Origin of the sequence: Plantibacter sp. VKM Ac-2876 (assembly GCF_015350715.1) — a bacterium.
GTDB classification, from domain to species: Bacteria; Actinomycetota; Actinomycetes; order Actinomycetales; family Microbacteriaceae; genus Plantibacter; species Plantibacter auratus.
The window spans coordinates 327,130-353,857 of the sequence record NZ_JADKSI010000003.1; the positions used below are offsets into that span (position 1 = coordinate 327,130).

The 26,728-nt window shown below is 68.6% G+C and carries 25 protein-coding genes; 16 read left to right on the top strand and 9 right to left on the bottom strand.

What is annotated here, in order from left to right; genetic code table 11:
- Positions 1-52 precede the first annotated feature (52 nt).
- Positions 53-1,369, bottom strand: a complete 1,317-nt coding sequence (locus ITJ62_RS14040) for an alpha-glucosidase/alpha-galactosidase (protein ID WP_194603356.1) — start codon at positions 1,367-1,369, stop codon at positions 53-55.
- 173 nt (positions 1,370-1,542) lie between these two features.
- Between ITJ62_RS14040 and ITJ62_RS14045 the strand changes: the two genes are divergently transcribed.
- The 5 genes from ITJ62_RS14045 (at position 1,543) to ITJ62_RS14065 (ending at position 6,341) form a co-directional block, all read left to right on the top strand.
- Entirely contained in the window at positions 1,543-2,295 is a 753-nt protein-coding gene (locus ITJ62_RS14045) for a DeoR/GlpR family DNA-binding transcription regulator (RefSeq protein WP_194603359.1), read from the top strand.
- A 210-nt stretch (positions 2,296-2,505) separates the two neighbouring features.
- Positions 2,506-2,853, top strand: coding sequence for a GntR family transcriptional regulator (locus ITJ62_RS14050; RefSeq protein WP_064296756.1), 348 nt, complete (start codon positions 2,506-2,508; stop codon positions 2,851-2,853).
- A gap of 80 nt (positions 2,854-2,933) precedes the next feature.
- Entirely contained in the window at positions 2,934-3,929 is a 996-nt protein-coding gene (locus ITJ62_RS14055; protein WP_194603362.1) for a hypothetical protein, read from the top strand.
- 58 nt (positions 3,930-3,987) lie between these two features.
- Positions 3,988-5,037 (top strand): aldo/keto reductase, encoded by a 1,050-nt coding sequence (locus ITJ62_RS14060; protein ID WP_194603365.1) that lies wholly within the window; start codon positions 3,988-3,990, stop codon positions 5,035-5,037.
- Between the two features lie 215 nt (positions 5,038-5,252).
- The gene (locus ITJ62_RS14065) at positions 5,253-6,341 is read left to right on the top strand and encodes a LacI family DNA-binding transcriptional regulator (RefSeq protein ID WP_228498501.1); all 1,089 of its coding nucleotides are present in this window, start codon (positions 5,253-5,255) and stop codon (positions 6,339-6,341) included.
- 15 nt (positions 6,342-6,356) lie between these two features.
- Here the strand turns inward: ITJ62_RS14065 and ITJ62_RS14070 are convergent, their stop codons facing one another.
- The gene (locus ITJ62_RS14070) at positions 6,357-8,210 is read right to left on the bottom strand and encodes a glycoside hydrolase family 35 protein (RefSeq protein WP_194603368.1); all 1,854 of its coding nucleotides are present in this window, start codon (positions 8,208-8,210) and stop codon (positions 6,357-6,359) included.
- A gap of 197 nt (positions 8,211-8,407) precedes the next feature.
- Here ITJ62_RS14070 and ITJ62_RS14075 point away from each other — a divergent pair, with 197 nt between their 5' ends.
- The 7 genes from ITJ62_RS14075 (at position 8,408) to ITJ62_RS14105 (ending at position 17,619) form a co-directional block, all read left to right on the top strand.
- Entirely contained in the window at positions 8,408-9,496 is a 1,089-nt protein-coding gene (locus ITJ62_RS14075) for a peptidylprolyl isomerase (protein WP_194603371.1), read from the top strand.
- Positions 9,496-12,654, top strand: coding sequence for a discoidin domain-containing protein (locus tag ITJ62_RS14080; RefSeq protein ID WP_194603374.1), 3,159 nt, complete (start codon positions 9,496-9,498; stop codon positions 12,652-12,654). Before ITJ62_RS14075 ends, ITJ62_RS14080 begins: the two co-directional genes overlap by 1 nt.
- Before the next feature lie 88 nt (positions 12,655-12,742).
- Entirely contained in the window at positions 12,743-14,071 is a 1,329-nt protein-coding gene (locus ITJ62_RS14085; protein WP_194603377.1) for a carbohydrate ABC transporter substrate-binding protein, read from the top strand.
- A gap of 71 nt (positions 14,072-14,142) precedes the next feature.
- Positions 14,143-15,051: a carbohydrate ABC transporter permease gene (locus ITJ62_RS14090; RefSeq protein WP_231884403.1), complete on the top strand. Its 909-nt coding sequence runs from the start codon at positions 14,143-14,145 to the stop codon at positions 15,049-15,051.
- Positions 15,051-16,001 carry a carbohydrate ABC transporter permease gene (locus ITJ62_RS14095; protein WP_194603380.1) on the top strand — a complete coding sequence of 317 codons (951 nt, stop codon included), beginning with the start codon at positions 15,051-15,053 and terminating at the stop codon, positions 15,999-16,001. Before ITJ62_RS14090 ends, ITJ62_RS14095 begins: the two co-directional genes overlap by 1 nt.
- Positions 15,998-16,168, top strand: coding sequence for a hypothetical protein (locus ITJ62_RS14100; RefSeq protein WP_167620520.1), 171 nt, complete (start codon positions 15,998-16,000; stop codon positions 16,166-16,168). Before ITJ62_RS14095 ends, ITJ62_RS14100 begins: the two co-directional genes overlap by 4 nt.
- Entirely contained in the window at positions 16,165-17,619 is a 1,455-nt protein-coding gene (locus tag ITJ62_RS14105) for an alpha-L-fucosidase (RefSeq protein ID WP_194603383.1), read from the top strand. Before ITJ62_RS14100 ends, ITJ62_RS14105 begins: the two co-directional genes overlap by 4 nt.
- Positions 17,620-17,639: 20 nt before the next feature.
- On the opposite strand, the gene ITJ62_RS14110 is transcribed toward ITJ62_RS14105, so the two are convergent.
- From ITJ62_RS14110 to ITJ62_RS14120, 3 genes are all read right to left on the bottom strand, one after another.
- Complete coding sequence (locus ITJ62_RS14110) at positions 17,640-18,374, bottom strand: hypothetical protein (RefSeq protein ID WP_194603386.1); 735 nt, start codon at positions 18,372-18,374, stop codon at positions 17,640-17,642.
- Positions 18,375-18,472: 98 nt separating this feature from the next.
- On the bottom strand, positions 18,473-19,030 hold the full coding sequence (locus tag ITJ62_RS14115) for a hypothetical protein (RefSeq protein WP_194603389.1): 558 nt from the start codon (positions 19,028-19,030) through the stop codon (positions 18,473-18,475).
- A gap of 226 nt (positions 19,031-19,256) precedes the next feature.
- Positions 19,257-19,847, bottom strand: coding sequence for a TetR/AcrR family transcriptional regulator (locus ITJ62_RS14120; protein ID WP_194603392.1), 591 nt, complete (start codon positions 19,845-19,847; stop codon positions 19,257-19,259).
- A gap of 83 nt (positions 19,848-19,930) precedes the next feature.
- On the opposite strand from ITJ62_RS14120, the gene ITJ62_RS14125 reads away from it, so the two are divergent.
- The 3 genes from ITJ62_RS14125 to ITJ62_RS14135 all read left to right on the top strand — a co-directional run bounded on the left by ITJ62_RS14125 (position 19,931) and on the right by ITJ62_RS14135 (position 23,295).
- Positions 19,931-20,650, top strand: a complete 720-nt coding sequence (locus ITJ62_RS14125; RefSeq protein ID WP_194603394.1) for a TetR/AcrR family transcriptional regulator — start codon at positions 19,931-19,933, stop codon at positions 20,648-20,650.
- Positions 20,651-20,682: 32 nt separating this feature from the next.
- A complete protein-coding gene (locus ITJ62_RS14130; protein WP_194604444.1) occupies positions 20,683-22,347 on the top strand; it encodes an MDR family MFS transporter in 1,665 nt (554 codons plus the stop codon).
- Between the two features lie 153 nt (positions 22,348-22,500).
- Positions 22,501-23,295, top strand: a complete 795-nt coding sequence (locus ITJ62_RS14135) for an SDR family NAD(P)-dependent oxidoreductase (RefSeq protein ID WP_194603397.1) — start codon at positions 22,501-22,503, stop codon at positions 23,293-23,295.
- 17 nt (positions 23,296-23,312) lie between these two features.
- On the opposite strand, the gene ITJ62_RS14140 is transcribed toward ITJ62_RS14135, so the two are convergent.
- From ITJ62_RS14140 to ITJ62_RS14155, 4 genes are read right to left on the bottom strand one after another with little or no spacing between them, the layout of a single operon-like run.
- Positions 23,313-23,876, bottom strand: coding sequence for an SRPBCC family protein (locus ITJ62_RS14140; protein ID WP_194603399.1), 564 nt, complete (start codon positions 23,874-23,876; stop codon positions 23,313-23,315).
- Positions 23,873-24,364 (bottom strand): hypothetical protein, encoded by a 492-nt coding sequence (locus ITJ62_RS14145; protein WP_194603402.1) that lies wholly within the window; start codon positions 24,362-24,364, stop codon positions 23,873-23,875. The genes ITJ62_RS14140 and ITJ62_RS14145 overlap by 4 nt, the downstream gene beginning before the upstream one ends.
- Positions 24,361-25,641, bottom strand: a complete 1,281-nt coding sequence (locus tag ITJ62_RS14150; protein ID WP_194603405.1) for a serine/threonine-protein kinase — start codon at positions 25,639-25,641, stop codon at positions 24,361-24,363. The genes ITJ62_RS14145 and ITJ62_RS14150 overlap by 4 nt, the downstream gene beginning before the upstream one ends.
- Before the next feature lie 23 nt (positions 25,642-25,664).
- Positions 25,665-25,925, bottom strand: coding sequence for a DUF6458 family protein (locus ITJ62_RS14155; RefSeq protein WP_064295666.1), 261 nt, complete (start codon positions 25,923-25,925; stop codon positions 25,665-25,667).
- Between the two features lie 114 nt (positions 25,926-26,039).
- On the opposite strand from ITJ62_RS14155, the gene ITJ62_RS14160 reads away from it, so the two are divergent.
- Entirely contained in the window at positions 26,040-26,705 is a 666-nt protein-coding gene (locus tag ITJ62_RS14160; protein WP_370581926.1) for a metalloregulator ArsR/SmtB family transcription factor, read from the top strand.
- The last annotated feature ends 23 nt before the right edge of the window (positions 26,706-26,728 follow it).

Here is a 26,728-nt window from a genome sequence, read left to right on the forward strand (position 1 = left end):
CTCCTGTGTCGATCGTTCGGGAACGGTGCGGGTCTGCGGTGCTTCGGGTCGGTCAGATGCGGTCGGCGGGGATGATCTCGCGGAGCGGCTCCGGCAGCAGGTCGCCGTGCGCGGCGACGAGGTCGTTGCACAGCTCCCAGATCTGCTCGGGCGTGAGGGTGGACGAGGCGTTCGGGTCCATGAGGACCGCCTGCCGGATGAGCGTCGGGTTGCCGGTGCGGGCGGCCTCGATCGTGAGCTCGGCGACGGAGACGTACGGGCGGTTGAGCGCGGCGCACTGCACGGGTAGGGCGCCCATGGGCTGCGGGGCGATGCCGTTCCCGTCGACCTGCACGGGGACCTCGACGACGGCGCCCTGCGGCAGGTTGTCGATGAGACCGCGGTTGACGACGTTCCCGTGGATGAGTCGCGGGGTGTCGGTCACGAGCGAGTGGATGAGCTGCGGGGCGTACTCGCTCGCCTCGTCCTCGAGCGTCAGCGGGGTCCCGGCGGCGAGGGCGGCCTTCGTCGCCTCGAACTCCGCGACGTTCTCCTCGCTGATGCCGAGGTACTCGAGCGGCTGGAGGCGGAAGCGCTCGACCTGCTCGGGGGAGCGGAGGAACCACGACAGGTACTCGGACGAGTGCTCACTCGTCTCGGTGGGGTAGTAGCCGATGCGGCGGAACATCTCGACGCGCACGCGGCGGCTGAGCTCCGGGTCCTCGCGGATGCGGTCGCGCAGGGCCTGGTAGAGGTCGCGGCCCTCGTGGGTCCACTCGAGCAACCACGACTGGTGGTTGACGCCGGCGGCGCGGTAGCTCGTGCCCTCGATCGGCACGCCGACGAGCTCGCAGAGGTCGTTCACCGTCCAGAACACGCTGTGGCAGAGGCCGATCGCGCTGATGTCGGGGGCGACGACCGACGCCCACCAGATGTTCATCGCCATCGGGTTGGTGTAGTTCAGGAGGTGGGCGTCGGGGCAGATCTCCCGCATGTCGGCGGTCAGCGCCGAGAGCAACGGGAAGGTGCGGAGAGCGCGGAAGACGCCGCCGACGCCGGTGGTGTCGCCGATGGTCTGCAGGAGACCGCGGGCCGCTGGGATCTCGAGGTCGGAGACGGTCGCGCGGATGCCGCCGACCTGGACCATGTTGATGACGAAGTCCGCGCCGGCGAGGGCGCGACGACGGTCGGACTCCGCCGTGATCGTCGCCCGGCCGTCGAGACGTTCGTCGACGTGGCGGGCGGTGCCCTCGGCCACGGCGAGGCGTTCGGGGTCGATGTCGTGCAGGACGATCTCGAGGCCGGCGAGGTCGCGGTAGCGGAGGAGGTCGGCGATGAGTTGGCGGGTGAAGACGACGCTGCCCGCCCCGATGAAAGTCACTCGTGTCATGGAGTGATCATCGACTACAGTGATCGAACCGAGCAAGAACTTGATCGGAAATCGATTGAAATGATCACTTTCGCTGAGCAAAGTTGTCGGCGACGAGGGAGGGGTTCGCCGTGGGAGGACCGACCGCAGCCGAGCTCTCGCGACACGCTCCGTCCGGGAAACGCAGTCAGCGGATGCGCACCATCCTCGCGCTCCTCGCGGCGGAGGACGCCGTCGTCTCGATCGACGACCTCACGACCCGGCTCGACGTGTCGGCCCCGACGATCCGGCGCGACCTCGCCGACCTCGACGACCTCGGTCTCGTTCTCCGGACGCACGGTGGCGCTCGGGCGGTGGAGTCGCGAGACGAGGTGCCCGTGCGGTTCCGCGACACGCAGTTCCGTGAGGCCAAGCGTCGGATCGCCTTGCGCGCGGCGGAGATGATTCCCGCGGGACCGTATGCGATCGCCCTGAGCGGTGGCACCACCACGGCGGCGGTCGCCAAGGAGTTGAGCAACCGGGCGGAACTGACGATCGTGACGAACTCGCTCACCACCGCGACCGAGATCGCCTCGCGGCCGAATCTTCAGGTGATCATGACGGGAGGCCTGGTGCGCTCCTCGTCGTTCGAGGCGGTGGGGGCGCTCGCCGAGAACACCTTCAGCGCGATCAACGTCGGCACTGCGATCCTCGGGACCGACGGCATCAGTGCGCAGGGCGGCGCGACGACGCACGACGAGCGTGAGGCGCGGACGAACCTGGCGATGGTGTCGCATGCGCAGCGGGTGGTCGTGGTCGCCGACGGCTCGAAGGTCGGGAGGGTCACGCTCGCGCGCATGGCCGAGTTGGGGCAGATCCACGACCTCGTGACCGACTCCTCCGCCGACCCCGATGAGCTCGAGCGCCTCGCGGCCGCGGACATCGCCGTGCACGTCGTCGCCCTCTGACCCGTCGGTCCTTCTGGGCGGCTTGTGCCAGCGCGGTGCGCTGACGTGAGCGCGGGTCTCCGACGTGAGCGCTGGTCTCCGGAGGGGCGCGCTCGCGGTTGTGGGGTGCGCCCGTGCCGAGTGGCGCACACTCACGTCAGCGCACCGCGCCGACCTCGACCCCACAGATGTCGCGGGCACGGACGGCATTGTTCTAGTACCATTGCAAACATGTTGTTCCGCGTCGATCCCACCTCCGCGGTCTCGCTCGCCGAGCAGATCGCGGTGCAGGTGCGTTCCGGTATCGCGACGGGCGCGCTGGCGCCGGGGGAGCGCCTGCCGCCTGCCCGCGACCTCGCCCGCGCACTGCAGATCAACATGCACACGGTCCTCCGTGCCTACGGAGAGCTCCGCGACGACGGCCTCATCGGGATGCGACAGGGCCGCGGCGCGTGGGTGAACGAGGATGCGGCACCGGGCCTCGTCCGGGTCAACGAACTCGTCGCCCAGCTCGTCACCGAGGCACGGAAATTCGGGATCACCCCGAACGACCTCAGCCGGATGATCGAACGCACCTGACGATCCCCGACGTCCACCGCACGACCACGTCGGCCAATGTCACCGAAGAACGGACCACCTCAGCACCTCAGGGGGAGCACATGCACGACACCACCACGACACCGCTACCGGCAGCACCTGCGCGCGGACGGATCCTGCTCGCCGGCCTCGCCATGGCCATCCCGGCGATCGCGATCGCACTCACCCGGCTCGTCTGGGGCGATGCGATCCCCGTCGACGTCGCCTCGCACTGGTCGGGCACCGGGGCACCGGACGACTCCCTGCCCGCCGCGGGCGTCTTCCTCGTCACGCTGATCATCGCGTCCGTCGCCGCGATCGCAGCCATCATCCTGCTCGCCCTGCCGAAGCCGGACATGCGCACCAAGCGCATGATCATCCTCTTCATCGGCATCGCCGCGGGGTCGGCCGCGTCCGTGTGGATCATCCCCACATGGCTCACCGTGCAAGCCGGCTCGGTCGATGGCGCTGTCCTCGGCTGGTGGATCGTCCCGCTCGCCGCGTGCTCGCTCTGGGGTGTGATCCCCGCCGTGATCCTGCCGGCTCAGCCGCTGCTCGCCGGCGCAGCTGCACCACCGGCGCCGATGGACCTCGGCGAGACCGAGGTCGGTGCCTGGAGCCGGAGTGTCACAGCCCTGCTGTTCCTCTGGCTCACCCTCGCCCTCGTCGCGATCGGCGCCGTCGCCTACACGCCGATCCTGCTGGGCGGCGAGTCGGGCGTCGCGATGTTCGGTCTGTCGATCCTCGCCGTCGCGACCCTCCTCTGCGCCTCCTTCATCCGCCTCCGCGTGAGCGTGGACTGGCGCGGCCTCCGCGTCGTCTCGCTCTTCGGCATCCCGATGAAGCGCATCCCCCTCGACCAGGTCGACGTCGTCGAAGCCACCGACATCCGCCCCGGCGACTGGGGTGGCTGGGGCTACCGGATCATGCCGGGACGCTCGGCCGTCGTGCTGCGATCCGGGCCCGGACTCGTCGTCACGAGCACCTCGGGTAAGCAGTTCGCGATCACGATCGACGACCCCGAGGAGCCCGCCGCCCTGCTCCGAACGCTCGCTGACCGCGCCGCGTCGCGGGTCTGACGTTGCACCGCATGACGAGCCGGACGTCGAACCCGTCGTGAAGTCGTACGGTGAATCCATGAGCGAAGCACCCCTGGCCACGGAACCGACCACGACCGCGCTGCCCTCGACCACGATCGGCGCGGGCGACACCACCGCGGAGGTCGGCGCCATCGGGTACGGCGCGATGTCCATCGCCGGTACCTACGGGGCGATCGCCGACGCCGATGTGACCACGATCCTCGACGCCACCCTGGCGAGCGGCGTGAACCTCATCGACACCGCGAACGTCTACGGCGACGGTCGGAGCGAGGAACTCCTCGGCCGGTACCTGACCGGGCGCCGCGACGACGTCTTCCTCGCGTCCAAGGTGGGCATCGTCACCGGCGGCGGCATCGGCAAGCGAGGGATCCGTGGCGACCGCGCCCACCTCCACGAGCAGATCGACGGGACACTCACCCGCCTCGGCACCGATCACCTCGACCTCTACTACCAGCACCGCGTCGACCCCGACATCCCGATCGAGGAGACCGTGGGGGCGCTCGCCGAACTGGTCGCCGCCGGCAAGGTCCTCCGCATCGGTCTGTCCGAGGCGACGGGCGACGAACTCCGCCGCGCGCACGCCGTGCACCCGATCGCCGCGATCCAGTCCGAGTGGAGCACCGTCAGCCGCGACATCGAGACCTACGTGGTCCCGACGGCGGCGGAGCTCGGCGTGACGGTCGTCGCGTTCTCCCCGCTGTCGCGCGGGCTGTTCACCGAGGACTTCACGGCCGAGACGGTGCCGCTCGGTGGGACGCGAGCGAACTTCCCGCGCTTCCAGCCCGAGCACCTCGCGGCGAACCTCGAACTGGCGGCCCGCTTCCGCACCCTCGCCCACCGCATCGGGACGACCGCGGAGGCGCTCGCTCTCGCCTGGGTGCACGACCGAGGACAGCAGCTCGGCGCACGGGTCGTCTCGATCCCCGGCACCCGGAGCGTCGCGCACCTCCACGCGAACCTCGAGGCGTTCCAGGTGGAGCTGACGGACGAGATCCGAGCCGAGATCGACACCTACGCCGACCAGGTGAGTGGTCCGCGGGCCGCCGACCCGAACTGGGTGTCTGGCGGTCGCGAGGGCCTCATCTGACGCCGTCGCGTTGGTCGTCTCCTCTTGGCCAGCGCGGTGCGCTGACGTGAGCGCGGGTCTGTGACGCCAGCGCAGGTCTCCGGAGGGGCGCGCCCACGGCTGTGGGTCGCGGCCACGCCGATTCGAGCACGCTCGCGTCAGCGCACCGCGCTGGCCCCGGCGCACACCGGCGTGGAGGTGCAGGTGTTATCCGTGCCATTGACTAACATGTGGGAATGACGTCACCCGGGGGACCGACCGCGCTCGACGCGCCCACATCGACGGCGAACGGCGGGGGCCGATCGCGTCGCGAGAAGCGGACGCGGATGCCCACGATGGCCGATGTCGCCGCGATCGCCGGCGTCTCCCCGCAGACCGTCTCCCGCGTGCTCCGGGGCCTCGACAACGTGACCGAGGTCACCCGGCTCCAGGTCGAGGCGGCCGTCGAGCAGACGGGTTACCGGCGCACCGGCCTCGCCCGCGCGCTCGTCACCGGACGCAGCCGCACCATCGGGGTCCTCACCCACGAGACCGACTACTACGCCCGCTCCTCCATGATGCTCGGCATCCAGCGGGCGACGCACCAGCACGACTACTTCGTGAGCGCCGCCGGCACGACGTCGCTGTCCGCCGCGTCCATCACCGACGCCATCGACCGGCTCCGTAACCAGGGTGTCGACGGCCTCGTCATCGCCGTCCCGATCTGGGACGAGGTCTCCCTGCTCCGGGTCACGGCCGACCTGCCGACCGTGGTGATCGACGGCCTGGAGTCCTTCGCCGACGAGATCGTGCGGGTGGACCAGGAGGCCGCGGGTCGCATGGCGACGGAGCACCTGCTCGACCTCGGACACGAGACCGTCTGGCACCTGAGCGGGCCGACGGCCTGGAAGGACGCGGGAGGTCGGACGACCGGCTGGCAGGCGGCGTTGCGCGACCGCGGGATCGACGAACCGCCCGTGCTCTACGGGGACTGGAGCCCGGAGTCCGGTTACCGCAACGGTCTGCTGCTCGGGCGCATGCCCGACGTGACGGCGATCTTCGTCTCGAGTGACGAGATGGCGTTCGGCGTCCTGCGTGCCCTGGACGAACTCGGTCGGAGCGTACCCGGCGACGTCTCGGTGATCGGCATGGACGACATCGCGCTGGCGCGATACGCCTCACCGCCGCTGACGACCATCCGGCAACCGTTCAGCGAGATGGGTCGAGTGGCGGTCGAGCACCTGCTCACGCTTATCGAGGAGCCGGCCGCGGAGCGGGAGACGGTGGTCATGCTGCCCGAGCTGATCGTGCGCGAGAGCACCGCGGCACCGACGACACGCGCGTAGCCCGCGCGGCGCAGCTCAGAACTCCTCGACGTACTCCTCGGTCGGTCCGAGTTCCGGACGGTCGACGAACTCGACGGTCGATCCGGCCTCGTGGAGCTCGAGGACGACGATACGGTTCGTGCCCGCCCGCAGGAGGGGCCCCGGCACGTAGAGCGTCTGCTGCGGGCCGATGTTCCAGTAGCGACCGAGGAGCGCCCCGTTGACCCAGACGAAGCCCTTCGTGGAGCCGGGCAGTCGGAGGTGCGTGTCGAGCGGCTCGTCGACGACGAAGGTCGCGCTCGACAGGCCGCCCCCACCGCTCGCGGCGGTCGTCGGGTCGCCGGTCCGGTCGACGACCGCTCGCAGATGGAGCGGGTCCAGCTGGTCGAGGGCCACCGGTCGCGCCCGCCAGCCGTGCACGAGACGGCGTTCGACGAGGACCGGCCCCAGCAGGCCCTTTTCGGCGCCCAGCTGCGGACCGTAGTTCACCCGGCCGAGGTTCTCGACGACCACGGTCAGCTTCGACACCAGGCCGGAGCCGGTCACGGTGACCGTGCCCGAGTCGGTGATCGTGGCCTGGAACGCCCCGTCGAGGAAGACGAGGGCGCGGTCTGCGACGCCGTCGAACACGAGGTCGACCGGTCGATCGGGGAGCAGGACGTCCGCCTCGTAGACGACGAGGCCGCCGTCGACGCCGAGGTCCTCGAACGACTGCGGCGCTGACGACCGCGGACTCACGGGGTCGCCGAGCTCGGCGAGTGCGTCCAGGAGCCCGACGCCGCGCTGGAGCGGCACGCTGCCTTCCGGCAAGAACCGCACCTCGGGGGACCGCAGCGGCTCGTCTGCGACGCCGAGGACCTCACGCAGGGCGAAGAACTTGTCCGTGAACCGGCCGTCCTCGGCGATCGGTGCGTCTGAGTCGTAGCTCGTGATGGTCGGACGCAGCTCGCCCTCGACGATGTTGGCTCCGGACCAGAGCCCGAAGTTCGTGCCGCCATGCGCCATGTAGATGCTGATGCTCCCGCCGTCGGCCAGGATGCCGCGAGCCACCTCCGCGGCGTTCCGTGCATCCCGCACGTGGTGCGGCTGCCCCCAGTGGTCGAACCACCCGTTCCAGAACTCGGCGACGAAGAACGGTTCGTCCGGGCGCCGACTCCGCAGGAGGGCGCGCGCCTCGTCCGGCTTCGAGCCGAGGGTCGCCGCCATCATGATCCCGGGGATGGAACCGCCGTCGATCATCACGTCGGTGGGCCCGTCGGCGGTGTACAGCAGCTCCTGCACGCCGAGGCGACGAAGCAGTGCGGCGAGCCATCCGGGGTGCCGGGCGTCGTCGCCGTAGCTGCCGTACTCGTTCTCCACCTGCACGGCGACGACCGGGCCACCGTGGATCGCCTGATACGGCGTGAGTCGGGGGATGAGCTCCTCGAACCAGGTCTCGACCGGCTGCTGGTATCCGGGGTCCGAGCTGCGGAGCGCGACGTCGCGGGCGGTGAGCCACGCGGGGAGGCCCCCGTTGGACCACTCCGCGCAGATGTACGGGCCGGGTCGCAGGAGGACGTCGAGCCCCAGGTCGGCGGCCGTCTCCATGAACCGGCCGATGTCACGCCAGCCGGAGAAGCTCGGTGCAGCGTCCGCGCGTGGCTGGTGGAAGTTCCAGGGGATGTAGGTGTCGATCGAGTTGAGCCCGAGGTCGACGAAGCGCAGCATCCGATCGCGCCACTGTTCAGGCACGACGCGGAAGTAGTGCAGCGATCCGGACCGCACGGAGTGCGGCGCCCCATCGCGGAGGAGCTGGCCGTCCCGCCAGTGCAGTGCGGCCTGAGCCTGCCCCACGGGGTCGTCGATCACGAACGGAACGGCGGGACCGACGGTGTCGGCGAACTTCGTCATGGTGCGGTCGTCTCCTCGGATCGGCGTGCAGACTTCCACTATGAGCCATACATGTTATGGATGCCAACCCTCTAATTGGCTCATTTCAGCCGATTTGTAACGCTTTCGAGTCAGCGATTGTTATCCGTAGCATTTTCTGCCAGCATGACTGCCAAGCACCGCCGACCCCGCTCCACTCCCACGGAAAGGCCGCACCGATGACCAGCACCGACGCTCCCGCCCACGGCCTCCGTGGTGCGATCTCACGTGGTCGGCGCCGGTCGCGGCTGTTGCTCGCCGCCGGAGCCCTGGTGCTCACGGCAGCGGTCGTCGTCGGCGTCGCCGTCAGCGGAGCGGGCGCGGCACCCGCCGAGCTGGGGACCATCGACGGAGCCCCGGTCACCCGCGACGAGCTGCTCTTCCACATGGAGCGCGTCCGACCCGCCGTCGAGAACGAGGTCCTCGTCGAGACCGGATCCGGTTCCGTCGACTGGGAAGCACCGCTCGGCGACACGACCGCCATCGACCGACTCCGGACGGCGGCCCTCGACGAGCTCGCGGCCGACCGCGTGGTGCTCGACCTCGGGCACGAGCGCGGACTCGTCCCGTTCGCGGACTTCGCCGGATTCGAACAGGCTCTGGCCGACACCAACACCGCCCGAGCGGCGCAGCTCGACGAGGGCGAGGTCGTCTACGGACTCACCTCCTTCCGCGCACAGGAGTTCTACGGCCGGACGATCGCCGATCTCCGCACCAGGCTGGTCTCTGCGCTGAGCTCGGGCGCGGACCCGGTCATCGACGTCTCCGACGAGGAGGTCCGGGGCGCCTTCGACGCGCACGCCGAGGACTGGACCCTGAACGCCTCCACCTACCAGCTCACCCGGATCGCGGTGCCCCTCGCCTCGACCACGGCCGAGCAGTTCGCGGCACGACTCGCCGCGGAGGGCGTCGGCGCCGTCTCCAGCACCGACCCGGACGCGACCGTCTCCGCGTCCACCCTCGACGGCGCGACCGGTCTCCTCGACGGCGGCTCCCGCACACCGGACCCACGCCTCGTCGCCGAGGTCGCGACTCTGACGGCGGGCTCGTTCAGCTCACCGGTGGTCGAACTCGGTGATCACGTCGTCTACCGTCTGGACGCCGTCACCGTCGACCGGGACGCCGCCTTCACCGCCTACGCCGATCGGATCCGAGCCCAGCTCGAGAACACCGCCCTCGACGCGCTCATCGCCGAACGCGTCGCGGCTCAAGACCGCCAGATGGACAGCAACGCCCTGCACCAACTCACGATGGAGGACACGCACTGATGAACACCGCCACCCCCGCGGCGATCCCGGAACCCCGACGCAGACGTCGGAACCGGTCAGCCCAGCACCCCGCCCTCCGAGGACTCGCCGTCCTCGGGCTCGCCGCCCTCTTCGCCACGGCCTTCGCTCCGGCGGCGTCCGCGGCACCGACCACCCCGGAGACCGCCGTCCAGGCGGCTGCCGCTCCGACAGGCTGGGCCGGTGACACCCCGAACACGACGGGTGGCACGGACTACTTCGTCGACGCCACCGCCGGGGACGACGCGGCCACCGGCACGTCGGCGGCCACCGCATGGAAGAGCTTCACCCCGGTCAACGCGAAGACCTTCGCGCCGGGCGACCGCGTCCTCCTGAAGGCCGGCGAGACCTGGTCGAACACCTCTCTGTGGCCGAAGGGTTCGGGCACCGAGACCGCGCCCATCGTGCTCGACGCGTACGGTGACGCCGGTGCGCGCCGTCCCTACATCGCGACGAACGGACAGGTCCCCAGCCCCTTCACGAGTCCCGGTGTCAAGAACCCCGAGACCGTCGGACTGACCGGCGCGGTGATCCTCCGCAACCAGCAGTACGTCCACATCGCGAACCTCGAGGTGTCGAACGACGACGACTTCGCCACCGACATCACCACGGGCAGCTACGTCCGCGACGGCATCTCCGTCTCGATCAACGCCGACAAGCTCGAGGCCGGCGCCGATTCGGTCATGCGCGGGATCTCGATCTCGAACGTCTTCGCCCACGACATCGACGGCCCGAGCTCCTGGCAGAAGATCCACTACGCCGGGGTCAACTTCCAGGTGTTCGGTTCGCAGCAGTACACGGCGTACCCGACAGGTGGCCACCACTTCGAAGACATCAGCATCCAGGACAACACCTTCGAGAAGGTCGAGCTGCACGCGGTGCAGTTCGCGTTCAACTGGTTCGGCGACCAGCAGGGCCAGACGGACGCCTCCGGCAAGTACCACGAGGGTTGGGAACAGCTCTGGGTCCGCGACCGCGACCTCTACAGCCGCGACGTGACGATCAGCCACAACTACGCCGAGAGCATCGGCCAGGGTCCGTTCCAGTTCGCGAACACCCAGCGCCTGACCGCCGAGTACAACGAGGCCAACGGGTGGCTCGAGCGCTACAACCAGGTCTCCGCAGGCCTCTACCTGTGGGCCGGTGCCGACAGCGTGATGCGCTTCAACGAGATCTACGGCGGCCCCGCCAACGAGTACGACGCGACCCCGTGGGACCTCGAGTTCACCAACTTCAACGTCGTCTACGAGCACAACTACTCGCACGACAACCAGGGCGGCTGGATGTCCTACATGGGCAACAGCTCCAACTCGATCGCCCGCTACAACCTCAGCGTCAACGACAACGGCGTGATCTTCAAGAACATGCTGTCGTCGAACTACTCGCCCACGTACATCCTCAACAACGTCTTCGTCTACGACGGCGCGGAGCTCGAGAGCTTCCACGACGAGGTACTGAAGGACCGCGTCTACTTCGCGAACAACATCTTCTACAACACCTCGACGACCACCTCCACGAACTGGGCTCGGAAGGCCGGCGGCCTCGACAAGGGCGTGTTCTCGAACAACGCCTACTTCGAGGCGAGCGGCACGCAGTCGGCCAACCAGCCGGTGGACAAGCGTGCCGTCGTCGGCGACCCGCAGTTCGTCGGGAACCCGGCCGACTACGCCAAGGATGCCGGCGTCGACGCCATCCGCGACTCCGCGTCCCTGTTCAAGCTGCAAGACACTTCGCCGCTGCTCGACGCCGGTCGCTACAACGAGCGCATCGGCTCGGACGACTTCTTCGGCACCGAGCTGTACTACGGCGACGGCGTCGACATCGGCCTGTACGAGGCGCCGACCGGCGCGAAGGTCGAGAACCCGGTCGACACCGACCCGATCGAGAACGAGGGCGTGGACACGCGCGTCGACCTCGCCAAGGGCAAGCCGATCGTCGCCAGCAGCACGCACCCGCACAACGACTTCGAGTTCAACGCGGGCAAGCTCGTCGACGGCGACCCGGCGACGCGCTGGGCCGGTGCAGACGACGCCACCTATCCGCTGACGATCGACATCGACTTCGGTGCCGACACGACCTTCGACGAGGTCGACCTCTCGGAGTTCACCGACTCGGGCACCGATCCTCGCGTCAACGCCTTCTCCCTGCAGCGATGGGACGCGGCGGCCGAGGCCTGGGCGACGTTCTCCTCCCAGACCGGGATCGGCGCGAGCAAGGTCGTGAAGGACTTCGAGTCCGTCACCAGCTCCAAGCTCCGGGTGTCGCTCGAGAGTCTCCTGCCAGGCCAGATCTACGCGCCGACCCTGACCACCATCAGCGTCTTCAACAGTGCGGTAGCCGCAACCGACCCCACGGTGACCCCGACGGCAGCGGTCATGGACAAGAACGCCGCGATGGCGGAGGACCCCGACAACCTGCCCACGTTCACGGTCGACCTCGACGGTGACACCCTCACCGGTCTCCGGTACGTCCAGCCCTCCGGCGCGATCGTCGGCAGCCTCGACAGTGCCGACTACGTCCGCACCGACACCGCGGACGGCGCGACGATCACCCTCACGGACGCCTTCGCCGCCGACAAGGAGCTCGGTACCTCCGGGGTCGTCTTCGAGTTCGGCTCGAACGCGACCAAGCGGGTCACGGTCGAGATCGTCGACACGACCGAACTCGCGGCGTCGATCGGCACGGCGAAGGCCCTCCTCGCCCCGACGGCGGCCGCGGCTCAGTCGGCGCGCGCCGCTGCTCCGGCGGCGGACGGTGCCGAGACGTTGACCGCGGCGGTCGCCTCGGCCGAGGCGGTCCTGGCCCTCGTCAACCGCGACACCGTCGCGACCGGCAACACCGCCGTGACGAACGCCGACGTGCAAGCTGCGGTCGTCGCGCTGAACGCCGCGATCGAGGCCTTCGAGCCCGGTGGCGGCACCCCGGTCACGCCGGGTGGACCGGGTACGCCCGGCACGCCCAGCGCAGGAAGCCCCGGTACCGGTGGATCTGGCGCCACCGGTACCGGTTCCAACGGCGGTTCGCTTGCGAGCACCGGAGTCGACGGCCTCGTGCCGGCAGCCGCAGGGATCCTCCTCCTGCTGGCCGGAGCAGCAGCACTCACCCTGCGGGCCCGTCGCGCATCGGCCACGAACCGATGACGGACCGCAGCACCCTCGCCCACCCCCGTACCGCAACACACCCCACCACCCCCTGCACAACCCACCAGCACTGGGAAGGACCCCTGTCATGAAGCGCACCAGAACCCTCGGCGTCATCGCCGCCGTCGCGACGGTCGGCATGCTCGCCGGCTGCGCGGGCAACTCCGGGACGGGCGGCGACGACGCCGACACCCTGAAGATCGCCGCATTCGAAGGCGGCTACGGCGCCGAGATGTACAAGGAGGTGGTCGCGGCCTACGAGAAGCTCAACCCGGACGTGAAGATCGAGCTCACCACGAGCAAGACCCTCGCCGACGAACTCACCCCGCAGGTCGCCGCCGGTGACTACCCGGACCTCGTCTTCCTCGGTCTCGGTGCGAAGGAGGGCTTCACCGAGTCCTTCGTCCGCGACAACAACCTGGAAGACCTCACCGGTGTCCTCGACGAGAAGATCCCCGGTGAGGACGTCACGGTCGGCGACAAGCTGACCCCCGGCATCGTCGGCAACCTCAACACCAACCCCTACGGCGACGACAAGGTCTACCTGATGCCGATGTACGCGTCGCCGACCGGCCTCGTGTACAACCAGAAGCTGTTCGCCGACAACGGCTGGACCGTCCCCACCACCTGGGACGAGATGTTCGAGCTCGGCGACACCGCGAAGGCCGAGGGTATCTCGCTGTTCACCTACCCGACGGCGGGCTACCTCGACTCCTACTTCTTCTCGCTGCTGTCGGCAGTGGGCGGACCGGAGTTCCTGAACGACATCCTCACCTACAAGCAGGACGTCTGGAAGTCGGACGACGCGACCGAGGCGCTCGAGCTCACGACGAAGCTCCTCAGCTACGCGGCCCCGACCACGGTCGGCTACGCGAACGGGCAGGACTTCACGAAGAACCAGCAGACTATCCTCGACGGCACGACGCTCTTCATGCCGAATGGCTCCTGGATCGCGAACGAGATGAAGGACGCCCCGCGCACCGACGGGTTCCAGTGGGGGCTCACCCCGGTCCCCGCTCCCGAGGCCGAAGGCACGCGCTACCTGACGACGTTCGTCGAGTCAGCGTGGGTTCCGAAGGAGGCGGCGCACAAGGACGCGGCGAAGGACTTCATCGCGTACCTGTACTCGGACGAGGCCGCCGACATCTTCGCGAAGGCGAACGCCATCCAGCCGATCCAGGGGCTCCCCGAGCGCCTGACCGGTGAGGCGAAGGACTTCTACGCCGTCTACAGCGAGCCCGGCGTCGAGGCCGTCGTCGGTGCCTTCGCCGCGACCAAGCCGGTCCCCGGCGTCGACCTGAAGGCCACGCTCTTCGACGCGGCCAACAGCGTCCTCTCCGGCACCATGACCCTCGAGGACTGGCAGAACCAGGTCAACGAGGCGAGCAACAAGCTCACCGACCAGCTCGCGGGCTGATCCGAACCGGTGCGCCCGTCCGATCCCCTGGTCGGACGGGCGCACCACCCTCCTCGCAGAAAGGACGCGCTGTGGCCAGACGCCCCGTCTCCCTCAACACCCGTGGGAAGAACCGCTTCGTGCTGCTGTGCGTCGCGCCCGCGATCATCCTCTACGTGCTCTTCATGGTCGTCCCGACCTTCGACGTCTTCCGGATGTCGCTCTACAACTGGACCGGCGTCGGCGGCACCCCCACGTTCGCCGGCTTCGACAACTTCATCGCCCTCGCCGGTGACATGCAGTTCGTCCGGGCGTTCCAGAACACCGTCTTCCTGCTCGTCGTCGTCTCCATCGTGACGATGGCCGGCGGGCTCGTGCTCGCCGGGGTCATGACCCAGGGCAAGGTGCGGGCGAGCAACCTGTACCGGTTCGTCCTCTACCTGCCGAGTGTGCTGTCCATCGTCGTCGTCGCAGCGATCTTCTCCGCGGTGTACGACCAGCAGAACGGCCTCATCAACGGTTCGTTGAACTTCCTCGGTCTCGGTTCGTTGTCGCAGGTCTGGCTCGGCGACCAGAAGATCATCATGTACAGCATCGCCTTCGCGATGGTCTGGCAGTCCCTCGGCTACTACCTCGTGCTCTACATGTCGGGCATGTCGAACATCCCGGCCGAGATCTACGAGGCCTCCGCGCTGGACGGTGCCGGCCCGTTCCGGCAGTTCTTCGACATCACGCTGCCGCTCGTCTGGGAGACGCTCCGCACGTCCCTCATCTTCTTCATCATCAGCTCGATCAACCTCGCGTTCGTGCTCGTCCGGGCACTCACCGGCGGTGGTCCGGACGGCGCCTCCGAGGTCCTCCTCGACTACATGTACAAGCAGGCGTACACGAACTCGAGTTACGGCTACGGCATGGCCATCGGGACAGCGATCTTCCTGTTCTCATTCCTCGCGGCGCTCATCATCAGCCGCGCGACCAAGCGAGAGGTCCTCCAGTTCTGATGACCACGACCACCTCAGCCCCAGTCCCCCCGATCGTCACGCCGCCGTCCTCGTCGGTCCCGCCCGGTCCGACCTCCCGTCAGCGCGTCCGTCGTCGTCGGCCGGTGTCGTGGATCTCGAACCTCGTCCTGATCCTCATCTCGCTCATGATCCTGGTGCCCGTGCTCTGGGTCGTCATGGCATCGGTCAAGACCAAGGGCGAGTTCTACGGCAACCCCTGGGCGCTCCCGGAGGGCCTGCACTGGCAGAACTTCGTCGACGCGTTCGTCGACGCCAACATGGGCCCGTATCTCCTCAACTCCCTGCTCGTCACGGTCGTCGGCCTCTGCTTCGTGCTGATCATCGCCGTGCCGGCCGCCTACGCGATGGCGCGGTTCGAGTTCCGTGGCAAGTCGATCCTCGAGACACTGCTGCTCGCCGGCCTGTTCATCAACGTGAACTACATCGTCATCCCGATCTTCCTCATGCTGCTCGGGTGGGACAAGGCGCTGCGGACCTTCATGCCGAGCGGCTTCTTCATCAACAACCTGTTCGTGCTGGGGCTCGTCTACGCGGCGACGTCGCTGCCGTTCACGATCTACCTGCTGCTCGCGTACTTCCGCACCATCCCGGTGTCCTATGAGGAGGCCGCCACGCTCGACGGTGCCTCCCGATTCCGCACCATGCGGACGGTCATGCTGCCGATGGCGATGCCGGCGATCAGCACGGCGATCCTGTTCAACTTCCTGAGCTACTGGAACGACTACATCATCTCCCTGTCGCTCATCCCGGGTGAGGACAAGACGCTGCAGGTGGGACTGCTCAACCTGTTCCAGGCACAGCGTGCGGCAGCCGACTACGGGCGGTTGTACGCGGGCATGGTGATCGTCATCATCCCGGTCGTGATCCTCTACATCATCATCCAGAAACGCCTGTTGCAGAACGTCGGAGCCGGAGGGCTGAAGGAATGACCAAGGAACGTGTGGGAGCCGTCGTCGCGGCGGTCGTCTTCGTGATCTGCGTGGCAGCGGTGATCATCGCCAACCAGTCCGTCGGGTGGCTGAACCTCGGGGTGATGCTGCTCGGGCTCGCCGGGTTGATCACGCTGCTCGCCCTCTACAACCGGAAGTTCCGATGAGCGGCGCGTCGGCGGACGTTGCCGCTGCGCGGTTGGCTGAAGCGGTCGCCCTCGTGCCGTCGCCCCGGCAGCTCGCGTGGCAGCGGATGGAGTTCTACGGCTTCATCCACTTCGGGGTCAACACCATGACCGATCGGGAGTGGGGCGACGGCACCGAGTCACCTGCCGTGTTCGACCCGGCTGGCGTCGATGCGGCGCAGTGGGTCGCGGCGGCGAAGAGCGCCGGCATGCGCGGGCTCATCCTCACCTGCAAGCATCACGACGGCTTCGCACTGTGGCCGACGGCCGTCAGCGACCACTCGGTGGCGTCGAGTCCGTGGCGCGACGGTGGCGGCGACCTCGTCGCAGAAGTCGCGGAAGCGTGTCGCGCGGCGGGGCTGGCGTTCGGCGTCTACCTGTCGCCGTGGGACCGCGCCGAACCGAGCTACGGCTCGGGTGACGCCTACGACGACTTCTTCGTCGCGCAGCTGACCGAGCTCCTCACCGGATACGGCGAGCTGTTCTCGGTCTGGTTCGACGGCGCGAACGGCGAAGGGCCGAACGGCAAGAAGCAGCTGTACGACTGGGACCGCTACTACGCGGTCGTGCGCGACCTGCAGCCGAACGCGGCGATCAGCGTGTGCGGGCCGGACGTGCGCTGGTGCGGGAACGAGGCCGGGTCCACGCGGGCTGACGAGTGGAGTGTGGTCCCTGCGTCGCTGCGAGATGCCGAGCGCACCGCGGACCGCTCGCAGCAGGTCGACGACGGGCTGTTCTCCCGGGCCGTCCGGTCCGATGAGGACGACCTCGGTAGCCGCGCTGCGATCCTCGCGACCACGGAGCCGCTCGTCTGGTACCCGGCGGAGGTCAACACCTCCATCCGTCCGGGGTGGTTCCACCATCCCTCCGAGGACGGGATGGTCCGCTCTGCCGAGGAACTGTTCGACATCTACGAGCGCAGCGTCGGTGGGAACGCGACGTTCCTGCTCAACCTGCCACCCACCAGGGAGGGCTTGATCGCGGATCCCGACCTCGAGAGCCTTGCCGGTCTCGGCCGACTCATCGACGACTTGGAGCGGCTCGACATCGCGGATGCCACTCTGCTCACGATGTCGAGCACGCCGGTGCCGACCGCGTCGATCACGGGTACGGGTTCGCAGCTGGACCTGGTGTCCTGGCGTCCGGCCGACGACGATCCGCTGCCGACCCTGCGGCTCCGCTGGGATCGACCCCAGCTGGTGTCCGGGGTGAGCGTGCGCGAGGCGATCGCGCACGGTCAGGTGATCGAGGGGGTCGAGGTCTCTGTGGTGGACGCCGCCGGTGTGCCGCGGGTGCTCGCTTCCGCGTCGACCGTGGGCGCTCAGCGGATCCTCCGGTTCGAGCCCATCGAGACGACCGAGCTGCGCGTGACGATCACAGCATCCCGCGAACAGCCGCGGATCGCACGGGTCGCGGTCTTCGCCACCTCCTGACGGTCTTCTCCGTGTCGGTGTCAGCAGCCGATGGCGGGTTTGCCGGGTCGGCAGGGCTTGTCGACGCCGACGGTGGAGTTGCGGACGATCTGGATCACGTGGGGTTCTTCGGTCGGGATCGAGAGGGTTCCGACGACGGGAAGCCAACCGCCGTCGCCGATGCGGTACTCGGCGGCGTACTCGACTTCCGCGGTGATGGTCTTGGTTCCGACGCTCGTGTAGCGGTGGCTGGTCGGGGTCTTGGAGAACTCGGCCAGTCCGAGGGTGGCCCAGGTGGATCCGCCGGTCCGGGTGGTGGTCGTGTCGCCGTCGCCGTAGTCGAAGGTGAAGCCGACGGGGATGAAGTTCACCTCCGCGACCTGGCCGAGGAGCGTGCCGGTGCGGGTGTGGCCGGACGCGCCTGCGATGACGTTCGTGTGGAGTCCGCGGACACCCCAGGCGGACGGTTCGGTGGTGACGGTCGGTGCGGCGGGGGCGAAGCTTGCGACATCGCGGATCGTGATCGGTGCGACGGGTGCTGCGCCGAGGTCGGTGCCGAGATCGCCCGGGGTGAAGGTGTAACACTCGTCCGGCCGCATGAGGCTGCAGACCGTCCGCTCACCGTTCGGGCCGTCGGTCACACCGGGCGGCAGCTCGGCTGAGCCGCCTTCGTCGTCGCCTCCGCCCGTCCCGCCACCGGAACCACCGCCTGTGCCGGGGCGTTCGACGCTGCTACCGATGTCGACCGAACCATTGCCGACACAAGCGCCATTCATGTAGTCCACCTCGGTGCAGCTGTTCGCAGACGCCGACGTGACCGGAGCAGTGAGCGTTACAACGGCGATCAGTGCGAGTACCGTAGCGAGTCTTCTGGTCATGAGCAGATCTCGCTTTCCGGGACAGGCTTCTTCGTGGAAATCAGCACTTCCCCGTCCGCTGCGGTGAGCTGAAGCTCCGTCGAGCGGAGTTGATCTCGCTCTGGATTGACAACTGAGCTTCCGCCGGAGTCCAGAACATCGACGCCGGTGTAGTCGATGCACGCGTGAGCAACCGCGATCACGCCGACAGCGTCGGGCCGAGGCCACCACTGAACGAGCTCGACGCGCCGAAGGGTGGCTTCGCCGGTGGTTCTCCAGCCCTTCGCGGCCATGTCTACGAAGCCTGCGGTCTCTGCTTCCTTCAGATCGGGCGCGAGAAGGTGGTCGAGGCGTTCTGGGTTTTGTCCGCCTTCGGCGCCAATTGTGTTCACGACGGTGACAAAGGAACCGACCGTCTCCGTCACCGCAGCCAGCGCCTGTTCCTCGTTCTCGAAGACCGGAGGAGTCCTGCTCGGAGCGGGGGTCGGCTCGGATGCAGTGCACGCGGTGAGGGCGAGGAGCCCTATCGAGACAGCGAGTGCGGAGGTGGTTCGAGGTAAGGAGGTCGTTGACATTCCTCGACGCTACGGCCGGTCGAGGAAGCCCCTCGGGTTATCCACCGAGCAGATATGCCTACACCGACATATGTCGCACGAGTGGTCCGTGTGCCAGCGCGGTGCGCTGGCGTGAGCGCACCCCGGAGGACGTGAGCGCGGGGCTCCGGAGGGGCGCGCTCACGTCGGTGACCCGCGCTCGGGTCAGCGCACCGCGCTGGCGTCAGGTCCAGGCCCGGGCCCGGGGTCAGGAGCGGCCGAGCCACCAGGCGGGGGAGGCAGCGATGACCGTACGGGCCGCCGCATCGATGTCGTCGAAGTCACCGGATCGCAGCCACTCCTCGATCGCCGCGACGGTGCCGGCACCGGCGTAGGCCACGAGCATCCGCGCGTGTCGCTCGGGCGTGATGCCGTCCTCGCGGGGCGGGGCGATGTGCGGGTGTCGGTCGAGGTGGTGCGCGAGCGCCTGCTCGATCCGCTCGGTGAGCGCGTCACGCAGGGGTCCGATGAGCCGGGGGTGCATGGCGTTGCGGTAGATCGTCGCGTGCTCGGCGACGTGACGCAGGAGGTCGCGCTCGGACTCGTCGAAGACGCTCAGCGTCGAGTCGCTGTGCGCCGGCAGATCGGCGTGCGCCTGGAGCGTCTCATCCAGTTCCTCGCCGAGCACGTCGGCGAGCAGGTGGACGGGCGTCGCGGCGTGACGGTAGAAGGTGTCGCGGGTGATCCCCGCCACCCGGGACACCTCTGCAACGGTCACCTGATCGATGCGCTTCGCCGCCGCGAGGGTGTGGATCGCGTCACGAAGGGCACTGCGGGTTCGTGCCTGACGAGGGTCCATGCGTTCACTCTAGTGAGGCCCGACCGGTCGGCTCGTGCTCCAAGTTGCACCCCGGCTCGGAGAGTGCAATACTGCACTTCGTGATGCAGAGTGCAACTTCGACGAATCGGCTGTCCGACCGGATGGCCGCCACCGCTGCGCGCCTGACGACCGTGTCGCGTCGGCTCACGGCCACCCACGGGCTCAACGGCTTCACGATCGAGGAACTCTGCGAGGAGGTCGGCGTCTCGCGTCGCACCTTCTTCAACTACTTCCCAAGCAAGGAGGACGCCGTTCTCGGCGTCGACGAGACCGAGGAGACCGAGCGGTTCGCCACCGAGTTCCTCGCGCTCGGCTCGCGCGGGTGGCGCGCCGTGCTCGACGACTTCATGCACATCGCGGCCGGTCATGCGGAGCGGTCCGGGTTCGGTCTCGCCGAGCACGTCGACTTCCATGCCGCCCTCGAGCGCGAACCCAAGCTGCTGGTCCGCTTCATGGGCCTCAACCGTGAGCGCGAGCAACTGCTCGTCGAGCTCATCGCCGCGCGGGAAGGCGTCCCGGCGGACGACCCGCGTGCCCGCGCCTGCGCCGATCTCTTCGGGATGGCGATCAAGACGACGATGGCGCGCGTCTTCGGCAGCGGCGTCACCGACCTCGGCCAGGGCGGGGAGTTCGACATCGTCGGCTCCATCCGCGACTGCCTCGCGACGTACCGCACCATCCTCGAGCCCGACGACCCCGAACCCGCCGACGCCGGACCTGCCGACGACGCCGCGCCCCAGAACCCCCACACGAACCCCACTCCCCGAAAGGACCTCCCGTGACCGCCGCCACCGCCGCACCCACCGAGGGCCCGATGCTGCTCACCAAGCGCCGCATCTGGATCATCTTCGCCGCCCTCATCGCGGGCATGCTGCTCTCCAGCCTCGACCAGACGATCGTCTCCACCGCCATGCCGACGATCGTCGGACAGCTGGGCGGCGTCGACCACCAGGTCTGGCTCACCACCGCCTACCTCCTGGCGACCACGATCGTCATGCCCGTCTACGGTAAGTTCGGTGACGTCCTCGGCCGTCGTCGGCTCTTCCTCGTCGCGATCGCCCTGTTCACGATCGCCTCCGTCGGCTGTGCGTTCGCGGGCGACTTCACGCAGCTCATCGTCTGGCGTGCCGTCCAGGGCCTCGGTGGCGGTGGCCTCATGATCCTGTCGCAGGCGATCATCGCCGACATCGTCCCCGCCTCCGAGCGCGGCAAGTACCTCGGCCCGCTCGGCGCGGTCTTCGGTCTCTCCGCCGTCGGTGGCCCGCTCCTCGGTGGCTTCTTCGTCGACCACCTCACCTGGCAGTGGGCGTTCTACATCAACATCCCGGTCGGCATCGCGGCCTTCGCGATCGCGTTCTTCACGCTGAAGCTGCCGAACAAGAAGGCGACCGCGCCGATCGACCTCCTCGGCGTGATCTTCCTCTCGGCGTTCACCACCTGCCTCATCTTCTTCACGGACTTCGGTGGCGACGCCGCGCACGGGTGGGGTGCCATCGAGACCTGGATGTTCGGCATCGGCATGCTGCTCGCCGCGCTGCTCTTCGTCATCACCGAGGCGCGGGCCAAGGACCCGATCATCCCGCTGTCGCTGTTCAAGAACCCGACGTTCATCAACGCGACCGCGATCGGCCTCACGCTCGGCCTCGGCATGTTCTCGGCGATCGGCTTCGTGCCGACCTTCCTCCAGATGTCGTCCGGCACCTCGGCAGCCGCGTCGGGCCTCCTCATGATCCCGATGATGGTCGGCCTCATCGGCACCTCGATCGTCTCGGGGAACCTGATCACCAGGACCGGTCGCTACCGGATGTTCCCGGTCATCGGCACGCTCGTCACCGCCGCCTCCATGGTCGCGTTCACGACGCTCACGGCGGACACCCCGATCTGGCTGATCTGCGTCTTCCTGTTCTTCTTCGGCGCCGGTCTCGGCTTGATCATGCAGGTCGTCGTGCTCGTCGCCCAGAACTCGGTGGACGCGTCGATGGTCGGAACCGCGACCAGCACGAACAACTACTTCCGCGAGGTCGGAGCGTCGCTCGGTGTCGCCGTGTTCGGCACGATCTTCACCACGCGGCTCACCGCCAACCTCAAGGACGTCTTCGCGAGTTCGGGAGCCAGCGCTGGGGACGCCTCCAACGCGGCGGCGACGATCGACCCGCAGACGCTCAGCCAGCTCCCGCCAGGCATCCGCGACGGTGTGGTCACCGCTTACGCCGATGCTCTGGCTCCGGTGTTCTGGTACCTGTTGCCGTTCATCGGCGCGGCCTTCCTGCTGTCGCTGTTCCTCAAGCAGATCCCGCTGTCCGACGTCGCCGGGCTCGTCGCCCGCGGTGAGGCCGTTGGCGGAGACGAGGCGGAGTCGCTCGAGGCTGCAGCGCGCGGCAAGGTGCCTGCCTCGACCACCGGGGCACCCGCGTTCGACCGGGCCTCGGGTGGCGGCAGTGGACTGGCGGACGCTGATCGCGAGCAGTCGCCGCGATAGGACGCGGCCGCTGCCCGACGCCGGCCCTGGGACACGTCGTCCCGGGGCCGGCGTCGTCATGCTGAGGGCCGCCTGAAACTATCTGACATGTGACTGATAGATGCGTATGCTGGAGATGCTCGCCAGAGCCGGCGAGCAGAACGGAGCCGCATCATGTCGAATGCATCTATCCAGGGCCGGTTCGCCGGCAAGGTCGCGATCGTCACCGGGGGCGTGTCCGGCATCGGGGCGAAGATCACCGAACGGCTGGTCGCCGAGGGTGCCTCGGTCGTCGTCGCGGACATCAACGCCGAGCTGATCGCGAGCGCCGCCGAGACCTTCGGCGATCGTGTGTGGGGTCGGCGCACCGACGTGACCGACGAGGCGGACTTCTCCGCGTTGGTCGCCGAGACCGTCGAACGCTTCGGCACGCTCGACACGCTCTTCAACGTCGCAGGCGGATCACGCGCCGGGACGATCACCGACATCTCCTTCGAGGACTGGGACTTCACGGTCCGACTGAACCTCTACAGCGCCTTCAACGGCACCCGGCTCGCCGCCCGTCAGTTCCTCGCCGAGGGCAAGGCCGGGTCGATCGTCAACATCGCTTCGCTCAACTCGCTCGTCCCCATGCACTTCGGTGTCGGTTACACGGCGTCGAAGGCCGGCGCAGTCATGTTGACCAAGCAGGCGGCGCTCGAGCTCGGTGAGCACGGCATCCGCGTGAACGCCGTGTCGCCGGGTCTCGTCGCGACGCCGCTGACGAAGTCGCTGACCGACATCCCCGGTGTGCAGGCCGCGTACGACGAGCGCATCCCGCTCCGACGTGCCGCTGCGCCGGAGGAGATCGCCGCAGCCGCCCTGTTCCTCGCGAGCGACGACGCGTCGTACATCTCGGGCGACAACCTCGTCGTCGACGGCGCCTGGCAGACCACCGGCTATCCGGACCTGCGACCGTTCATGAGCTGATCAGGTGGGGCCGACGGCTAGCCCTTCGGGGAGACGACCTTGATGCGGGAGTGACCCGAGGGGCCGCCGGTCGACTCGATGTAGGTCTTGAACGCCTCGAGCGTCCCACGGACGACCCGTCCGGCGAGCCCGAGCGCCGCAGCGGTCCGCTCCACCGCGGACACCGGCTTCCAGTGCACCGTGACGTCCACGCGGGTCTGCTGTTTGTCGATCGCGTCGAAGGTGGCGTCGCCACTGAACCAGACGTCGCCCTCGATGGTGCGCCAGACCAGGCGCTCCTCCGGGAGTTGCTCCAGGATCTCGACGAGGAACTGCCGCGAGAGTTTGCTGATCGCGACGGTCCAGCGACTGTAGACCTCGCCGGTCAGCTTCACCTCGCGCACAGCCGGCAGGAACTCCGGGTACGACTCGAAGTCGACCCACTGCTTGTAGACGGCCGCGATGGGGAGGTCGACCACGATGCTGTGCTGCACGGTGGAGACCCCGTCCTCCGCCGTGCGGGTTCGCTTCGCAGTCTCTTCGTCCCCCGGCTCGAACGATCCGTCGTCGGGCGCGGAGTCCGTGCTTCCTCGTCGCTTCATTTGTCCTTCTTGTCCTTGCCGTTGCCGTTGTTGCCGTTGTCGTTCCCGTTCCCGTGCCCGTTGTTCCCGGAATCGTCCCCGTTACCGTCGTCGGAATCGTCCCCGGCTCCATCGTCCTCGGCCGGCGAGACGGGTTCGGCCGGAGCGACCGAACTGGGTTCCGGGGTCGGTGCCGGGGTCTCGACCGCGGGGGAGAGGTCGGCGCGGACGAGCGCGATCGCCGCACGGATGTCCGCGGCTCGTGTCGCCGAGACGGTTTCAGCCGCCTCAGCAGCGGCCAGCTGCGCCTCGAGCGCGTCGAGAGCAGCGAGCGCACCCGCAGTGTCGCCGTCGGCGGCTGCGTTCGCGACCACGAGTACACGACTCTGCAGGTCGCGGCCGGTGCTCGCGTCGAGGTCTGCAGCCGGTCCAGCGCAGCCACTCAGGAGGGCGACGACGACCAACGGTACTGCGAGCAGCCGGAGCCCCCGGTTCCAGGAGTTCCTCATGGCGTCACCTCCCGCAGGAGTTCATCCAGATGCGTCGACAACGGTTCGGGCAGGGTGGGCAGCGTCGGGGCGGGCGGCTGCGCCTGGGACACGAGGAACCAGACGACCGCGACTGTGATCACCAGCAGCACGGCCGCGAGGATCAGCCAGCGTCGAAGGCGCGGCGGCTGGCGCACCGCGGCCTGGCGCCGTGCACCGCCGTCGAGACGTCGCTCCGAGCGGCGAGAGCCGTCGAGCACCGCGGTCGGGCCGGTCTCGGCGGGCGTGTCCGCCGTCGGCGCGAGCGGTGTCGTCGCCGTCACGAGCCCCGTCGATCCCTCCGGTACGGCGGCGAGCGGTGTCGTCGAGTCAAGCCGTTCGGTCGCAGCCGTGGGTTCCGGGTCTGCGGTCACCAGCGGTGCCGAGGTCGCGACGGTCGCATCCGCCGGGTCCAGCGCGGGATCCATACCACGGACGGCCACCGCCACCTCGAGGGCGGTGGGGCGCTGGGCCGGTTCGGACGCGGTCATCGCGGTGAGCAGCGACTTCCACTGGTAGCCGAGCTCGCCGGGGATCGTCGGCGACGCGTTGAGGCGTGCCATGAGCGAATCGTGCGTGGTGGTCTGCGGGTAGGCGCGGCGACCGGTCAGGGCTTCGAGGAGTACGAGTCCGAGGGCGTACACGTCGGCCGGAGGGGCCGGATCCGCACCACGGACGAGCTCAGGACTGAGGTAGGCGACCGTGCCCATCAGCGAGCCCGGGGCCGTCATCCGGGTGCTGTCGATGAGGTAGGCGATGCCGAAGTCGGCGAGCTTCGCGCGGTACTCCTGGTGGGGCAGGATCGTCGGTCGCAGCAGCACGTTGGACGGCTTGATGTCACGATGGACGACTCGCGCCGCGTGCACCGTATGGAGTGCCTCCGCGAGGTCGACGGCCATCGCGGCGACCTCGGACGACGGAAGCGGCGACCGAGCGATGCGTTGGGACAGCGTCGGGCCGTCGACGTGCTCCATGACGAGGTAGGAGCCGTCGCCGGCCACGACCCTGGCGTCGAACAGGGTGACGAGGGCCGGGTGGTTCAGGGATGCGAGCAGACGCGTCTCCGAGGCGGTCCTGGCGCCGTCGGTCGCATCGGTCGTTCCCGGGCGGAACAGCTTGACCGCCACCTTGCGCCCGAGCACCTCGTCGGTAGCCAGATGGACGGTCGCCATCCCGCCGGCACCGATCGGTTGCTCGAGTCGATACCGACCGTCCAGCAGTTCGCCGCTCTGGGACGGCGCGGTACCGGGTTCGGTCATGGGTGGTGCGGCCGGTCCGTTCGTCAGAGGACGGGGCCGTCGTTGTCGGTCGTGCTGCGGCGGGTGACGCGTTCGCCGCTACCGGGGTCCACGGCGGAGCGCGTGGTCGAGGAGACCTGTCGACGGCGGAGTACGAGCACGAGCGAGATGAGGAACACCACTGCGCCGGCGGCCATGAGGATGTACCCGATGAGCGTGAGGTCCACAGCGGGGACGTCGACGTTCACGGCGAAGGCGAGGATGGCGCCGATGACGATCAGGGCGATTCCGGTTCCGAGACCCATGAGTAGCTCCTCTTCTCGACGACCGTGAGTTCGAGCGGATCGCTCAAGGGGTGTTCACGGACGACTCAGCCTATTATTGAGTCAATCACGGTTGAGTCAACGGGGGTTGTGTCGGTGGAGTCGCTGGCGGTAAGGGCGTCCAAGTTCGCCGCGCTCTCGGAGCCGGCGCGGCTGCGCATCGTGGACCTTCTGGCGCTCGGCGACCTCTCACCGACCGAGATCCAGCTCGCCCTCGGGATGGGGTCGAACCTCGTCTCCCATCACCTCAGCGTCCTCCAGCGAGCGGGGATCCTCTCGCGCTCGCGATCCGAGTCCGATGGACGCCGCAACTACGTGCGGCTCGTCCCGGGGACGTTCGACCGCCTTGCACCCGAACCGATCAGCGCCCCGGCGCGGGTCGTCTTCGTCTGCACGGCGAACTCGGCGCGGTCGCAGATGGCGGAGGCGCTCTGGCAGGACCGCAGTGACGTCCCCGTCGCATCCGCGGGCAGCAGGCCGGCGCGCGAGGTCAACCCGGGCGCCGTTCGGGCGGCGGCACGCCATGGCGTCCGGATCAGCCCGAGCGTTCCACGCGCGACGGCGGAGGTCCTCCGGCACGGCGACTTCGTCATCACCGTGTGCAACCGGGCGCACGAGGAGCTCGACGGGCGGGACGATCTGCACTGGTCGATCCCCGACCCTGCCGCGCCTGCGACCGATGAGGCGTTCGACGAGGCGTTCCGGGACATCCGCCTGCGCGTCGAGGAGTTCGTCAGTCGGCTGGCACCGGTCGCCGGATAGGACCGGGACGCCCGGCGGTGGCA

Bases quoted from the DNA above. Each gene is read 5' to 3' on its own strand.
- ITJ62_RS14040 (WP_194603356.1), bottom strand. From the start codon at position 1,369: ATGACACGAGTGACTTTCATCGGGGCGGGCAGCGTCGTCTTCACCCGC.
- ITJ62_RS14045 (WP_194603359.1), top strand. From the start codon at position 1,543: ATGCGCACCATCCTCGCGCTCCTCGCGGCGGAGGACGCCGTCGTCTCG.
- ITJ62_RS14050 (WP_064296756.1), top strand. From the start codon at position 2,506: ATGTTGTTCCGCGTCGATCCCACCTCCGCGGTCTCGCTCGCCGAGCAG.
- ITJ62_RS14055 (WP_194603362.1), top strand. From the start codon at position 2,934: ATGCACGACACCACCACGACACCGCTACCGGCAGCACCTGCGCGCGGA.
- ITJ62_RS14060 (WP_194603365.1), top strand. From the start codon at position 3,988: ATGAGCGAAGCACCCCTGGCCACGGAACCGACCACGACCGCGCTGCCC.
- ITJ62_RS14065 (WP_228498501.1), top strand. From the start codon at position 5,253: ATGACGTCACCCGGGGGACCGACCGCGCTCGACGCGCCCACATCGACG.
- ITJ62_RS14070 (WP_194603368.1), bottom strand. From the start codon at position 8,210: ATGACGAAGTTCGCCGACACCGTCGGTCCCGCCGTTCCGTTCGTGATC.
- ITJ62_RS14075 (WP_194603371.1), top strand. From the start codon at position 8,408: ATGACCAGCACCGACGCTCCCGCCCACGGCCTCCGTGGTGCGATCTCA.
- ITJ62_RS14080 (WP_194603374.1), top strand. From the start codon at position 9,496: ATGAACACCGCCACCCCCGCGGCGATCCCGGAACCCCGACGCAGACGT.
- ITJ62_RS14085 (WP_194603377.1), top strand. From the start codon at position 12,743: ATGAAGCGCACCAGAACCCTCGGCGTCATCGCCGCCGTCGCGACGGTC.
- ITJ62_RS14095 (WP_194603380.1), top strand. From the start codon at position 15,051: ATGACCACGACCACCTCAGCCCCAGTCCCCCCGATCGTCACGCCGCCG.
- ITJ62_RS14100 (WP_167620520.1), top strand. From the start codon at position 15,998: ATGACCAAGGAACGTGTGGGAGCCGTCGTCGCGGCGGTCGTCTTCGTG.
- ITJ62_RS14105 (WP_194603383.1), top strand. From the start codon at position 16,165: ATGAGCGGCGCGTCGGCGGACGTTGCCGCTGCGCGGTTGGCTGAAGCG.
- ITJ62_RS14110 (WP_194603386.1), bottom strand. From the start codon at position 18,374: ATGAATGGCGCTTGTGTCGGCAATGGTTCGGTCGACATCGGTAGCAGC.
- ITJ62_RS14115 (WP_194603389.1), bottom strand. From the start codon at position 19,030: ATGTCAACGACCTCCTTACCTCGAACCACCTCCGCACTCGCTGTCTCG.
- ITJ62_RS14120 (WP_194603392.1), bottom strand. From the start codon at position 19,847: ATGGACCCTCGTCAGGCACGAACCCGCAGTGCCCTTCGTGACGCGATC.
- ITJ62_RS14125 (WP_194603394.1), top strand. From the start codon at position 19,931: ATGCAGAGTGCAACTTCGACGAATCGGCTGTCCGACCGGATGGCCGCC.
- ITJ62_RS14130 (WP_194604444.1), top strand. From the start codon at position 20,683: ATGCTGCTCACCAAGCGCCGCATCTGGATCATCTTCGCCGCCCTCATC.
- ITJ62_RS14135 (WP_194603397.1), top strand. From the start codon at position 22,501: ATGTCGAATGCATCTATCCAGGGCCGGTTCGCCGGCAAGGTCGCGATC.
- ITJ62_RS14140 (WP_194603399.1), bottom strand. From the start codon at position 23,876: ATGAAGCGACGAGGAAGCACGGACTCCGCGCCCGACGACGGATCGTTC.
- ITJ62_RS14145 (WP_194603402.1), bottom strand. From the start codon at position 24,364: ATGAGGAACTCCTGGAACCGGGGGCTCCGGCTGCTCGCAGTACCGTTG.
- ITJ62_RS14150 (WP_194603405.1), bottom strand. From the start codon at position 25,641: ATGACCGAACCCGGTACCGCGCCGTCCCAGAGCGGCGAACTGCTGGAC.
- ITJ62_RS14155 (WP_064295666.1), bottom strand. From the start codon at position 25,925: ATGGGTCTCGGAACCGGAATCGCCCTGATCGTCATCGGCGCCATCCTC.